Here is a 12935-nt window from a genome sequence, read left to right as displayed (position 1 = left end):
GAGGGTAGGCAGCTGCCGTGCTTATGGAGGATTAGCTCAGCTGGGAGAGCATCTGCCTTACAAGCAGGAGGTCACAGGTTCGAGCCCTGTATCCTCCATCGAGTCGTTAGCTCAGTTGGTAGAGCAACGGACTTTTAATCCGTGGGTCGAGGGTTCAAGTCCCTCACGGCTCATGACCCTGATTTTGCGGGTGTGGCGGAATTGGCAGACGCGCTAGATTTAGGTTCTAGTGTTTTCGGACGTGTGGGTTCAAGTCCCACCACCCGTATTGCCAACCACATATTGACATTTATGCCGATTTAGCTCAGTTGGTAGAGCATCTGTCTTGTAAACAGGGGGTCGTACGTTCAAGTCGTATAATCGGCATTTTATATTTTGCGGAAGTAGTTCAGTGGTAGAACATCACCTTGCCATGGTGGGGGTCGCGGGTTCGAATCCCGTCTTCCGCTTTCACTTATGCCGGGGTGGCGGAATTGGCAGACGCACGGGACTTAAAATCCCGCGGTTGGTTTCAACCGTACGAGTTCGACTCTCGTCCTCGGCACTAGTGATGCGCCCTTAGCGCAACTGGATAGAGTGTCTGACTACGAATCAGAAGGTTGAAGGTTCAAATCCTTCAGGGCGCATGTTTACGGGAAATGGCTCAGTTTGGTAGAGCACCTGGTTTGGGACCAGGGGGTCGCAGGTTCGAATCCTGTTTTCCCGATTGTAATCTACAGGTTACAAAAGGTTTTGGCGGTGTAGCTCAGCTGGCTAGAGCGTCCGGTTCATACCCGGGAGGTCGAGGGTTCGATTCCCCCCGCCGCTATTTTGTAAGCTTGGACCTTTAGCTCAGTTGGTTAGAGCAGACGGCTCATAACCGTCCTGTCGTAGGTTCGAGTCCTACAAGGTCCATAGTGAATATTATCGCGGGATGGAGCAGTCTGGTAGCTCGTCGGGCTCATAACCCGAAGGTCGTTGGTTCAAATCCAGCTCCCGCAATTTGGTCCATTGGAGCAGTGGTTCATCTCGTCTCCCTGTCACGGAGAAGATCGTCGGTTCAAATCCGACATGGACCGTAAGATGGCTCGGTAGCTCAGTTGGTAGAGCAAAGGATTGAAGCTCCTTGTGTCGGCGGTTCGATTCCGTCCCGCGCCATTCGTTTTGTACTTTGATAAGTTGCGGGTATAGTTTAGTGGTAAAACGAAAGCCTTCCAAGCTTTAGTCGCGAGTCCGATTCTCGTTACCCGCTTTTTGGGCCTATAGCTCAGCTGGTTTAGAGCGCACGCCTGATAAGCGTGAGGTCGATGGTTCAAGTCCATTTAGGCCCATTGGAGTAGTACTCAAGTGGCTGAAGAGGCGCCCCTGCTAAGGGCGTAGGTCGGGTTTTCCGGCGCGAGGGTTCGAATCTCTCCTACTCCGTATTGTTGAATAAAGAATCTTGCTTAGGCAAGGTTCTTTTTTTGTTGGTTAAGAAAGATTGAAAATTGAAAATGGATATTAAGCCTGAGAACAAGATTGCTCAAAAGATCCAAATAGCAACCGCTTTAACCTTTTGTGGGGGATTCATAGATTCTTATACTTACATGTTACGTGGACATACTTTATCTGCCGGTCAAACAGGGAATGTAATTTTCTTTAGTTAATCTCTAGCAAATGGAAACGTATCAGGTATACTAAATAGAGGATTAACTATCCTAGGATTTATTTTGGGCCTGTTTTTTGTAGTTTTAATTCATTCGAAGACTAGAAGTCCTTATTGGCGAATAATCGAAATGGTGCCGCTTCTGGTTATTTCAACCATTAGGCTTTATTCCCGTTAGCCTACCTAATTATTACATAGTGCCTTTTCTTGCTTTAGGTATTGCCATGCAGAGTGGGACTTTTAGAAAAATAGATGGGTTAGGGTACAGTAATGTATTTACATCTGGAAATTTACATAAGACGGTTTTATCTTGGAGTCAATTTTATATACTTGATGATGAGAGTCAAAGAGCAAGTGGTAAAGACTATTTAATTATTGTTCTTTCATTCACATTCGGAGCGTTAATTTCAGCATTAATGCAAAAATGTTTAGGCATTAGAACTATTTGGATTGCAAGTATGATTTTGATTATGGCAAATATTGCATATGGAGTATTAGTTAAACAGGAGTATAGGTCAGAAAAATAAAAAAGTTGCAAAAAAGGCTTGCATAAACTAAAAATATCCTGTAACATAGTTATCGTTGTCGAGGGGCAATGAATAATTTGATCAGTTGTTAAAAGATTTCAAAAAAACATTTGACAAATGACCCGCAATCAGTTATTATATTTAGGTGCCTTGCGTTAATTAAGCAAGACTTAATGACCCGTTGGTCAAGTGGTTAAGACACGGCCCTTTCACGGCCGTAACATGGGTTCAAATCCCGTACGGGTCATTGCCAGTTTAATACAGGCATTCATAAGCTATGGAGGATTACCCAAGTGGCTTAAGGGAACGGTTTTGAAAACCGTCAGGCGGGTTATGCTCGCGCGTGGGTTCAAATCCCACATCCTCCTTAATATCGCGGGATGGAGCAGTCTGGTAGCTCGTCGGGCTCATAATCCGAAGGTCGTTGGTTCAAATCCAGCTCCCGCAATTTGGTCCATTGGAGCAGTGGTTTATCTCGTCTCCCTGTCACGGAGAAGATCGTCGGTTCAAATCCGACATGGACCGTAAGATGGCTCGGTAGCTCAGTTGGTAGAGCAAAGGATTGAAGCTCCTTGTGTCGGCGGTTCGATTCCGTCCCGCGCCATCAGCCCGGAGGAGTAGCGAAGTGGCTAAACGCGGCGGTCTGTAAAACCGCTCTCTCTGAGTTCGGCGGTTCGAATCCACCCTCCTCCATTAATAGGGATATCGTATAATGGTAGTACATCGGTCTCCAAAACCGCTGATGTGGGTTCAATTCCTACTATCCCTGTTTAACCTTCATGGCGGAATTGGTGAAGGGGTTAACACACCGGTTTGTGGATCCGGCATGCGTGGGTTCGAATCCCACATTCCGCCCTAATATTGGGATATAGCCAAGCGGTAAGGCATTAGACTTTGACTCTAACATGCACTGGTTCGAATCCAGTTATCCCAATTTGTTAATAATAAGCTCATGGCGGTGTAGCCAAGTGGTAAGGCAGAGGTCTGCAAAACCTTAATCGTCGGTTCGAGTCCGACCCCCGCCTTTAACCAGCTGCTATAAGCTGAATAAATTAATATCATGGCGGTGTGGCGGAATTGGCAGACGCGTCAGACTCAAAATCTGGTGTCCGTTTAGGACGTATCGGTTCGACCCCGATCACCGCTATATTTATAAGATCTAGCTATGGCTAGGTCTTTTTTTGTTGATAAAATATTTATATTTTTTAATATAAATTGCTAATATTGCTTATAATCTCTATAATACCAATATACGGAGGTATTTAGATGAATATTGGTCTTTTCACCGATACATATTATCCGCAAATTAGCGGAGTAGCTACATCGATTAAAACTTTAAAAGATGCTCTGGAAAAACAGGGGCACAATGTTTTTATTTTTACTACAACTGACCCGAATCTTAAAAAGGGAACAGTAGAGCCAAACATCTTTCGTTTTAGCAGCATCCCCTTTGTTTCTTTTAAAGAAAGAAGAATTGCTTTTCGGGGGTTTTTTGAAGCCGTAAAAGTTGCTAAAGAAGTTAAGCTAGATGTAGTTCACACTCAAACTGAATTTGCTTTGGGGATGATTGGGAAATATGTAGCACATCAACTAAAAATTCCCGCAATTCATACTTATCATACGATGTATGAGGATTATCTCCATTATGTTTTAAATGGGCACTTACTGAGACCTTACCATGTTAAGCAATTTACTAAAGGCTATTTAAAAAATATGGATGGTGTGATTGCACCCAGTGTTCGCGTAAAGGACCTTTTAACCCGCTATGGCGTTAAAATTCCGATGAGGGTTATTCCAACCGGAGTAGATATTGCAGCCATGAATGCCGACGCTAAACGGGATGTACGAAAGGATTTAGGCATTTCTGCTACAGCACCTGTGATTTTGACGTTAAGTCGAATAGCTGCAGAAAAGAAAATTGATCGAATTTTAAATGTCATGCCCGATATCGTAGAACAGATCCCAGATGTAAAGCTAGTGATCGCTGGTGATGGTCCTGATGTTGATATTTTAAAAGAACAGGTTGAACGATTAACTTTAGAAGATTCCGTTATTTTTGCTGGCAATGTCGAACATGGAGATGTTGGCAATTTTTATCGGATGGCTGACTTGTTTGTTTCAGCAAGTGATACGGAAACGCAAGGGTTAACTTATATTGAAGCTTTAGCGGCTGGTACAAAATGTGTTGTTTATGATACCGATTATACAGAGCATGTTTTTGATAACGACACTTTAGGTAAAGTATTTACAACGCGTGAAGAGATTCTGACAGATATTTTGAATTATCTTAAACAGGGACATCAAGATATTCCTGAAACTGAATTAGAAGAAAAATTAAATCAAATTTCTGCCGCTCATTTTGCAACAGAAGTTCACGATTTTTATGATTATGCTATTGCAAACTATCAGGAAAAGCAGGAAGAGGAACTAAATGATTAGAATTAATATGTTTTCTCAAGCTGATACAGTTAAAGGGCAGGGTGTTGGTTCTGCCTATAACGAGCTAATTAACTTGCTGAGAAAAGATTTAACTGATGAATTTTATGTAACGATTAATAAATATGGCAATAGTGATTTAACTCACTATCACACGATCAATCCGACATATTATGCCAACAGTTTTTCTCCTGCTCGTGGACGAAAAATTGGCTACGTTCATTTCTTGCCTGACACATTGGAAGGTTCAATTAAACTACCAGGTTTTGCTAAAAAAGTATTCTATAATTACGTCATTGATTTTTATAAAAGAATGGATCAGATTGTCGTAGTTAATCCAATTTTTATTGATAAATTAGTTAAATACGGAATTAAACGCGATAAAGTAAAATATATTCCTAACTTTGTTTCAAGAGAAGAATTTTATACTGAGCCCTTAACCAAGAAAAATGCATTTCGTCATCAATTGGGCATTCCGTTAGATAAATTCGTCGTATTTGGCGATGGTCAAGTGCAGCAAAGAAAAGGCGTGGATGACTTTGCCAAAATGGCAGAAGCCAACCCAGACGTACAATTTATTTGGGCAGGTGGCTTTTCATTTGGCAAGATTACGGATGGCTATGATCATTACAAGAAATTGGTTGATAATCCTCCTAAGAATTTAAAGTTTACGGGGATTGTTGATCGAGCAAAATTGGTCGATTACCTGAATATTGCTGATTTATTTTTATTGCCATCTTTTGATGAATTATTCCCAATGTCGGTTTTGGAAGCCTTTAGTTGTGGTACGCCAGTTTTATTGCGGGATTTGGATTTATATAAAGCAATTATTGATGGCTATTACATGAAGGGGCAGGATTTTGATGAAATGAATGCCCAATTAAGACAAGCAGTCAAAGATAAAAGTCTGTTGAAGAAATATCAGGCTTTATCTGAACAGGCGAGTGCGCAATATTCAGAAAAACATCTAGCTAAGATTTGGAATGATTTTTATCACGAGCAATATGAACTTGGAAAAAAGTTAGGACAAATTCACTAAATGAATAAAAAACATTTATGGGGCATACTGATTGTTTTAATGATCAGCGCCTTTGTACTTTATACGGATTTAAAATCAACTCCCGTTGACCAGATTGCTAAAGCAGCACAAGGAATGAACTGGTGGGCTTTTGCCGGGATTTTTTTGCTGATGCTTTTATCATATGTTTTTGAAGCTGGAATTTTAGCAACCCTAGCTAAAAGGAAAAATGAACCTAAAAGATCGAAATGGTCATTTTTCAGAATTCCAATTATTCAGGCATTGTTCAATGCGATAACGCCATTATCTACAGGGGGCCAGCCTTCACAATTGGCCGCGATGGTTCAAATGGGAATTGAAGGTGGACGAGCAACTTCGCTATTATTGATGAAGTTTATCATCTATCAGGTTGTAGTTTTTTTGGCTTATATTGTTACAATTGTCTTTGGTTTTCACATGGTCGCTACCAAGTTTGCAGGTCTGGCAATTTTTATAGTCATCGGCCTATTGATCCATGTATGCTCAACGCTTTTTTTATTGGCAATTATGTTTGTTTACAATTGGACAAAAAAGGCAACTAATTGGCTAATGAATCTGTTAGCTAAATTTATAAATGCTGAAAAGGTGGAAAAATGGCGCCAGGCTACAATGGAAAAAATTGAAACGTTTTATGCCGAAAGCCAGAAACTAAAACATGAAAAAAAGAAGTTAATTTTAGCAACTTTGTTAACAATCCTTCAACTTTTGTGTTTCTATTCAATTCCCTTTATGGTGTTAGTTTCCTTAAACGTTCATGCTTCATGGTTTGCTGTAACGCAAATGAATATCATGATCATCATGTTTATGGCAATTATCCCAATTCCAGGGGCTTCAGGTGGTGCGGAATATAGTTTTCAAACTCTATTTTCAACATTTGTTGCCAGCAGTGGTTCTCTTGTTTTAGGGATGTTTTTATGGCGCTTTGCAACTTATTTCTTTGGCATGATATTAGGTATCTTCGGTTGGATTTTTAAACCTGAAAAAATAAAAAGTGCTGAAGATAATTAAATTTTACCGAAATTCACTGTCTGATTTGTTTTTAGTCAAATTAAGCGTAGTAAAATTAGATAGCGAATAGGAGGAGAAAAATGGCACGTACAAAATCTTTTTTGCGATGGCTAACTCATGAAAAGCTCGGCTTTTTTACCATCGTTTTAGTTTTGTTTTGGCTGAAAACCTACTTTATCTATTTAACAAAATTTAGTTTAGGTGCAGTGGGTTCAATGCAAAACTTCCTGCTTCTCTTAAATCCAATTCCTGCGGGAATGCTGCTTTTAGGAATTGGACTGTTTTTTAAAGGACGAAAATCATATTGGATAATTTTGACGATTGATTTTTTGCTCAGTCTTTGGTTGTTCGCCAATATTTTGTATTATCGTGAATTTTCTAATTTTCTATCTTTCTCGATTATTAAAACATCGGGGTCAACTTCAGATAATTTAGGCAAAAGTATCGTTGGCATAACTTTAGGCAGCGATTTCTTGGCCTTTGCCGATGTGGCTTTAGTAATTATTCTGCTTTTGACTAAAGTAATTAGAATTGATATTCGACCTTTAAAACTTAGAATCAACTTTTTAATTGAATTTTTGGCTTTATCATTAATGGGGCTGAACTTAATGATGGCGCAGCATGATCGTTCAGGACTATTAACAAGAACCTTTGATAACAACTATATTGTCAAATATCTTGGCATCAATGAATATGCAGTTTATGACGGCTTTAAGACCGCCCAAGCCAGTGCTCAAATGGCAAAAGCCAACGTTAACGATTTAAAATCCGTTCAACGCTATTTGAAAGCAAATTACGTCAAACCAAATCCTGAGTATACAGGCGTTGCTAAAGGAAAAAATGTCTTGGTAATTCACTTGGAGAGTTTCCAGCAATTTTTAATCGGCTTCAAGTGGAAAGGCAAGGAAGTTACTCCTAATTTGAATAAGATTTATCATGCTAAAGATACAATTAGCTTCGATAATTTCTTTAATCAGGTTGGTCAAGGTAAAACTTCTGATGCGGAAATGATGCTTGAAAATTCACTCTACGGCTTACAATCTGGTTCAGCTATGTCCAGTTATGGTACTTCAAATACATTTGAAAGTGCCCCGGCAATTTTGCATCAAGAAGCAGGATATACTACTGCCGTAATGCATGGTGGTGAAGGATCATTCTGGAATCGAAATAATGCATACAAATCTTTTGGTTATCAATACTTTATGCCACTTAGCTATTACAACAATAAATCTGGCTATTATTTAGGATATGGACTAAAAGATAAAATTTTCTTCCAGCAATCAATTAAATATATTGAACGTTTACCGCAGCCATTTTATTTAAAGATGATTACTGTTACCAACCACTATCCTTATAACTTGGACAAACAAAATCAAACCATTTCCAAGACCAACACTGGGGATGAAACCGTCGATGGCTATATTCAAACTGCTCACTATTTAGATCAAGCTGTTGGTCAATTAATGAAATGGATGAAGAAGACTGGACTGGATAAAAATACTTTAATCATGTTTTATGGTGATCACTACGGAATTTCAGGCAATCACCATAAAGCTTCAGCACAGCTTCTTGGTAAAGATAGTTTCAATGATTTTGACAATTTAAACTTCCAGCGTGTTCCGTTGATGTTCCATATGAAGGGGCTTAAAGGTAAAATCGATCACACTTATGGTGGTGAAATCGATGTTTTGCCAACACTGTTAAACTTATTAGGAGTAAATGACAAAGGAACCATTCAATTTGGACATGACTTGTTGAGTAAAGATGCGCCACAGATAGTTGCACAAAGAAACGGCGATTTCATTACGCCAGAGTATGCAAAAGTAACAGGCAATTATTACTACACTAAGACCGGCGTTGAAATTAAGCATCCAAGCAAAAAATTAAAAGCAAAATTGACAGCAATTTCTAACAAGGTAACTACCCAGCTATCCTTGTCAGACCGTGTTATCAACGGTAATTTACTGCGCTTCTATAAGCCATCATGGTTTACTAAAGTAAAAACAAAAGATTATAACTATAACAAGACTGAAAGCTTGAAGAAACTTTTCTCTTCAAAGATTAAAACGTCGCTTTGGTATAAGAATCATAAGAAATCTACTCAATCAGAATTTAAGACTGATGCACCAGAATTGAAAAATAAATCTGCAAAGAAATGATTTTTATGATAAAATTGATCAGTAATCATAACCGAGTAATGGAGGCATCGTTGTGTATAATCTATTTATGACACTTATTATCATTGTTTCGATTCTTATCATCATCGCTACAATGATGCAGCCACAGAAACAACAAGATGCATTGAACGCTTTATCTGGCGGTGCAGTCTTTAGTGGTCAAACCAAAAAACGTGGTTTTGAAGCATTTATGGAAAAAATAACTGCAGTTTTGTTGGTTTTATTTTTCGCCTTAGCCATTGTATTGGCATATATGTCTTCAAAATAAAGTTTGTACCTCCCGATCACAGAAGTTGGGAGGCTTTTTTTTAATATTTTTTAGAAACGGAGAAAAGAATGGCACAAAACGAACGAATTTTGGCCGGCGTTTTAGAAATTTTTCGCCATAATCCGCAAAAACAATTTCGAGTAGATCAAGTTGAAAAAATGGCAAGAAGGGATCGGTTAGGCAATTTTACTGAACTGATCAAAGCTTTGTCTTACTTAGAACATGAAAAGAAAATTATTACTGACGGAAAAGGACAATATCAACTAGCACAAGAAAACACTATTGTTGAAGGTGAATTCAGAGCCAACGATAAAGGATTTGGTTTTGTTAGATTAGATGATGAAGATGCTGATGATATTTTCATTCAAAAAGACTTTACTGATTATGCTGTGGATGGAGACCGCGTTGAAGTAAAGATTACAGCAGATGGCAATCCATGGAACGGCAAGGGACCAGAAGGACAAGTAACTAAGATTATTGAACATGGTCTCAAAAGTTTGGTGGGTGAATTCCATCCTCTAACTGATGAGCAAGTAAAAATTAGTCATTTTATTGGCTACGTTTTAAGCAGCAATAAGAAACTGCATAATTATCGAGTTTACGTCAGTGAAAATGGATTGATACCACAAATGGGCGACATGGTTAAGGTTTCAATCAAAAACTATCCTGACAAAGATAATCCGGATTCTATGACTGGTGCCATTATCAACATTATTGGTAATAAAAATGATCCAGGCGTTGATATCATGTCTATTGTTGCTGCCCATGACGTACGCGTTGAATGGCCTGAAGATGCAATGAAACAGGCAAATGAAATTCCTGATCATGTTACTGATGAGGAAAGAAAGGGTAGAGTAGATATTACCGATCAACCTGCTGTCACAATTGACGGGGATGATTCCAAAGACTTTGATGACGCTGTCGTTTTGTGGAAATTGCCTAATGGCAACTATCACTTGGGTGTCCACATTGCTGATGTTTCTCATTATGTAACAGAAAATTCACCTTTAAATGAAGAGGCATTTGCTCGCGGCAACAGTACATATTTAGTTGACCAAGTTATTCCAATGCTGCCATTTCGTTTATCAAATGGAATTTGTTCGTTAAATGAAGGCGTAGACCGTCTTACTTTGTCCTGTGACATGGAAATTACCCCAGAAGGTAAACGTGTAGGCTATAAGATTTATCCATCTCTCATGCGCTCACATGGTCGAATGACCTATAACAAAGTTAATAAGACTTTGGCTGGGGAAATGGATGGTTTAGAAGATAAATATGTCAAATTGCGTCCGATGCTTCAAGAAATGGCCGAATTGCATAAAGTTTTGTACAAACAGCGTCATGCTCGTGGTGCTATTGATTTTGAAGAACCAGAAGCAAAAATTATTGTTGATGATCAAGGCAAGCCAATTGATATCGTCCTTCATCAACGCGGTACTGCCGAAAAGATGATCGAATCGTTTATGTTAATGGCAAATGAAACCGTAGCTGAAGATTATTATCGTAAGCACGTGCCATTTTTATATCGTGTTCATGAAACTCCAGATGGCGAAAGAATTAAAAGCTTTTTCGAGTTTTGCAGTGCCTTTGGTTTGAATATCAAGGCTGATCCTAACAATGTTAAACCAATTGATTTGCAGAAAGTCGTAACTAAGACTGAGGGAACTCCTGAAGAAGCAGTTGTTCAGATGATGATGCTGCGTAGTTTAAAGCAGGCACATTATGCTGAACAAGATTTGGGTCACTTTGGTTTGGCCGCACAATATTACACCCACTTTACTTCACCAATTCGGCGTTACTCAGATTTGATGGTACACCGTATGATTCATGCTTATGCAGATCAAGGCATGGGCGAAGACGTACAGAAGCATTTTGCTAGCTATTTGCCAGATGTTGCTGATCAGACTTCAACGCAGGAAAGAGTCTCAATTGATACAGAGCGTGAAGTTGATGATCTTAAAATGACTGAATACATGGAAGATAAAGTCGGTCAACATTTTGATGCTGTAGTTTCATCAGTGACTAGTTTTGGGATGTTTATTCAATTGCCAAATACGGTTGAAGGATTAATCCATATTTCCAACTTAACTGATGATTTCTATAGTTTTGATGAAAAATCATTAACTTTGACTGGTCGCGAGACCCATAAGCAATATAAGATCGGTATGCCAATTAAAGTTACGCTTATTAATGCAAATGTTGAGCAGCACCAGCTTGATTTTGAGGTCTATGATCCAAATGCACCAAAGCATAAACATAATGATCGAGGGATGAATAATAAGCGACGCGGAAATCGTGGCTTTAACAATAATCATGGCCATCGTGGCGGCAGAAATTTTCACAATAGTCGTGGTCGCAATCGAAACGGACGCAGTCGTTCAGGAAGACGTTAGGACTGATTTTTGATGAAAGAAAAAAACGAAAATTTACTTGCGCAAAATCGAAAAGCACGACATGATTATTTTATTAAGGAAACACTAGAAGCTGGAATTGCTTTGACTGGAACAGAGATTAAATCTGTTCGGGCACGGCGAATTACTTTGAAAGATGGATATGTACAAATTATTAATGGTTCCGCTTTTCTCGAAAATGTTCATATCAGTGAATATAAGCAAGGAAATCGTTACAATCATGATCCGTTAAGGAGTCGCCGTCTTCTTTTGCATAAAAATGAAATCAGACGTTTAGCCAAGGCTGCAGAAGAAAGAGGAATAACTATCATTCCGCTAAAGGTATATCTGAAGCATGGTTTTGCCAAAGTGTTAATTGGGGTAGCGCAAGGTAAGAAACAGTACGATAAGCGCGAAACGATTAAAAAGCGTGATCAAGAACGTGAAATTCGCAGAAAATATCGTGTTTAAGCATGAGTTTAGCTCATGCTTTTTTTATAGATTTTTACTATAAATACTTGTCAAAACCTAAAATAATTGATACATTTAAATACTTCCCACGATAAGGAGGAAAAGAAATGAGAAATCGTGAGAAAGAAATTGCTTTAGAATTTTGGCAATTGGGAAAAGTTAGGATCACTGTTAGTGATTATTGCAAAAGTCAAAAGATTGGCCGTAATAGTTTTTACAGTATGTATAATTCGATTACGGATATAATATATTTGATTTTGCGCAATGATATGATGATTGGAATGTCACATGCGGATAATGAACTAATTGATCGTGCATTAGAGAATTGTTTGCGGATGCTGTATAAGAACCATCAGTTCTATTTGTGGCTCTATAATCAGCGAAAACATAGCGAACGTTTGATAATAAAGCATCGTTTAATTAAAGACTTAAAAGAGATAATTCATAGATTTGCGATGGATAATGATGGAATTTCGACGGTTGAGCTCAATCGTGTAGCCGAAGAAATATACGAAAAGCTATTTTGTCAGGTTATTCATGGCTGCGATAGAGATTTTTTGGAAATTTCCAATGAATTGAAAAGACATGTTTTGGCTATTAAAGGCTTGAGATGTCCATGTGTAGGCTATCAAAAACGAGGTTAAAACCTCGTTTTTGATTTTTTAAAACTCCTTTCAAAGTTGATATATCAACTTTAACATGATTCGCTAAACATTTCATTTGAATTTATACTTGTCAAAATATTAAAATTAGGGTAAATTAATTAAGTCAGCTTTTTGAGAAAGCAAATCTTGATTATTGAAAAAATAAAAAAAGACTTGCATTTGAATAAAAAAGTTGGTAATATATAAAACTGTCGTCGGGCGAAAGCGCGACGGCGCGGGTGAAAAAGTTCTTGACAGAGAACAAGACATCTGCTAAAATAAAAAAGTCGTCTGCACAAAGCAGACGGAGCTAGTACTTTGAAAACTGAACAA

The 12935-nt window shown here is 38.5% G+C and carries 10 protein-coding genes and 27 tRNA genes; all 37 read left to right on the top strand.

All coding sequences use genetic code 11. From position 1 onward, the window contains the following. The first annotated feature begins 25 nt into the window (after window positions 1–25). Window positions 26–98, top strand: a tRNA-Val gene (locus B2008_RS05765). A 2-nt stretch (window positions 99–100) separates the two neighbouring features. Next, window positions 101–173: transfer RNA gene (locus tag B2008_RS05760), tRNA-Lys, on the top strand. Between the two features lie 13 nt (window positions 174–186). Continuing rightward, a tRNA-Leu gene (locus tag B2008_RS05755) sits at window positions 187–268 on the top strand. Between the two features lie 25 nt (window positions 269–293). Beyond that, window positions 294–366 (top strand) — tRNA-Thr (locus B2008_RS05750). 11 nt (window positions 367–377) lie between these two features. After that, window positions 378–449 (top strand) — tRNA-Gly (locus tag B2008_RS05745). 9 nt (window positions 450–458) lie between these two features. After that, window positions 459–544 (top strand) — tRNA-Leu (locus B2008_RS05740). Window positions 545–552: 8 nt separating this feature from the next. Continuing rightward, a tRNA-Arg gene (locus B2008_RS05735) sits at window positions 553–626 on the top strand. A 6-nt stretch (window positions 627–632) separates the two neighbouring features. Then, window positions 633–706: transfer RNA gene (locus B2008_RS05730), tRNA-Pro, on the top strand. A 28-nt stretch (window positions 707–734) separates the two neighbouring features. Further along, a tRNA-Met gene (locus B2008_RS05725) sits at window positions 735–808 on the top strand. A gap of 12 nt (window positions 809–820) precedes the next feature. Beyond that, window positions 821–894 (top strand) — tRNA-Ile (locus B2008_RS05720). 13 nt (window positions 895–907) lie between these two features. Further along, window positions 908–981, top strand: a tRNA-Met gene (locus B2008_RS05715). Window positions 982–984: 3 nt separating this feature from the next. After that, a tRNA-Asp gene (locus B2008_RS05710) sits at window positions 985–1058 on the top strand. Window positions 1059–1064: 6 nt separating this feature from the next. Continuing rightward, window positions 1065–1137 (top strand) — tRNA-Phe (locus tag B2008_RS05705). Between the two features lie 23 nt (window positions 1138–1160). Next, window positions 1161–1231, top strand: a tRNA-Gly gene (locus tag B2008_RS05700). Between the two features lie 4 nt (window positions 1232–1235). Continuing rightward, window positions 1236–1310: transfer RNA gene (locus tag B2008_RS05695), tRNA-Ile, on the top strand. Between the two features lie 2 nt (window positions 1311–1312). Then, a tRNA-Ser gene (locus B2008_RS05690) sits at window positions 1313–1401 on the top strand. Window positions 1402–1472: 71 nt separating this feature from the next. Continuing rightward, window positions 1473–1625, top strand: a complete 153-nt coding sequence (locus B2008_RS08285) for a DUF1275 family protein (protein WP_349678050.1) — start codon at window positions 1473–1475, stop codon at window positions 1623–1625. Between the two features lie 196 nt (window positions 1626–1821). Beyond that, window positions 1822–2151 (top strand): YoaK family protein, encoded by a 330-nt coding sequence (locus tag B2008_RS05680; protein ID WP_286822574.1) that lies wholly within the window; start codon window positions 1822–1824, stop codon window positions 2149–2151. 175 nt (window positions 2152–2326) lie between these two features. Next, window positions 2327–2398, top strand: a tRNA-Glu gene (locus B2008_RS05675). 32 nt (window positions 2399–2430) lie between these two features. After that, a tRNA-Ser gene (locus tag B2008_RS05670) sits at window positions 2431–2519 on the top strand. 6 nt (window positions 2520–2525) lie between these two features. Beyond that, window positions 2526–2599 (top strand) — tRNA-Met (locus B2008_RS05665). 3 nt (window positions 2600–2602) lie between these two features. Beyond that, a tRNA-Asp gene (locus tag B2008_RS05660) sits at window positions 2603–2676 on the top strand. Window positions 2677–2682: 6 nt separating this feature from the next. Then, a tRNA-Phe gene (locus B2008_RS05655) sits at window positions 2683–2755 on the top strand. A 7-nt stretch (window positions 2756–2762) separates the two neighbouring features. Then, window positions 2763–2844: transfer RNA gene (locus B2008_RS05650), tRNA-Tyr, on the top strand. 5 nt (window positions 2845–2849) lie between these two features. Beyond that, window positions 2850–2920 (top strand) — tRNA-Trp (locus tag B2008_RS05645). A gap of 13 nt (window positions 2921–2933) precedes the next feature. Further along, window positions 2934–3006 (top strand) — tRNA-His (locus tag B2008_RS05640). 7 nt (window positions 3007–3013) lie between these two features. After that, window positions 3014–3085 (top strand) — tRNA-Gln (locus tag B2008_RS05635). A 20-nt stretch (window positions 3086–3105) separates the two neighbouring features. Beyond that, window positions 3106–3176: transfer RNA gene (locus B2008_RS05630), tRNA-Cys, on the top strand. Between the two features lie 37 nt (window positions 3177–3213). Continuing rightward, window positions 3214–3298: transfer RNA gene (locus B2008_RS05625), tRNA-Leu, on the top strand. Window positions 3299–3417: 119 nt separating this feature from the next. Then, a complete protein-coding gene (locus B2008_RS05620) occupies window positions 3418–4590 on the top strand; it encodes a glycosyltransferase family 4 protein (protein ID WP_281827771.1) in 1173 nt (390 codons plus the stop codon). Next, complete coding sequence (locus B2008_RS05615; protein ID WP_281827773.1) at window positions 4583–5626, top strand: glycosyltransferase family 4 protein; 1044 nt, start codon at window positions 4583–4585, stop codon at window positions 5624–5626. The genes B2008_RS05620 and B2008_RS05615 overlap by 8 nt, the downstream gene beginning before the upstream one ends. After that, window positions 5627–6652 carry a lysylphosphatidylglycerol synthase transmembrane domain-containing protein gene (locus B2008_RS05610; protein WP_281827774.1) on the top strand — a complete coding sequence of 342 codons (1026 nt, stop codon included), beginning with the start codon at window positions 5627–5629 and terminating at the stop codon, window positions 6650–6652. An 80-nt stretch (window positions 6653–6732) separates the two neighbouring features. Continuing rightward, window positions 6733–8811: an LTA synthase family protein gene (locus tag B2008_RS05605; RefSeq protein ID WP_281827776.1), complete on the top strand. Its 2079-nt coding sequence runs from the start codon at window positions 6733–6735 to the stop codon at window positions 8809–8811. Between the two features lie 52 nt (window positions 8812–8863). Beyond that, a complete protein-coding gene (gene secG, locus B2008_RS05600) occupies window positions 8864–9097 on the top strand; it encodes a preprotein translocase subunit SecG (RefSeq protein ID WP_281827777.1) in 234 nt (77 codons plus the stop codon). 68 nt (window positions 9098–9165) lie between these two features. Continuing rightward, window positions 9166–11490 carry a ribonuclease R gene (rnr, locus tag B2008_RS05595; RefSeq protein WP_281827779.1) on the top strand — a complete coding sequence of 775 codons (2325 nt, stop codon included), beginning with the start codon at window positions 9166–9168 and terminating at the stop codon, window positions 11488–11490. A gap of 12 nt (window positions 11491–11502) precedes the next feature. Next, entirely contained in the window at window positions 11503–11958 is a 456-nt protein-coding gene (smpB, locus tag B2008_RS05590; protein ID WP_281827781.1) for an SsrA-binding protein SmpB, read from the top strand. Window positions 11959–12065: 107 nt separating this feature from the next. Continuing rightward, window positions 12066–12602, top strand: coding sequence for a hypothetical protein (locus tag B2008_RS05585; protein WP_281827783.1), 537 nt, complete (start codon window positions 12066–12068; stop codon window positions 12600–12602). Window positions 12603–12935 lie beyond the last annotated feature (333 nt).

Origin of the sequence: Lactobacillus sp. UBA5813, from assembly GCF_002417895.1 — a bacterium.
Classification (GTDB): domain Bacteria; phylum Bacillota; class Bacilli; order Lactobacillales; family Lactobacillaceae; genus Lactobacillus; species Lactobacillus amylolyticus.
This window is presented reverse-complemented; position numbering and strand designations above follow the sequence as displayed.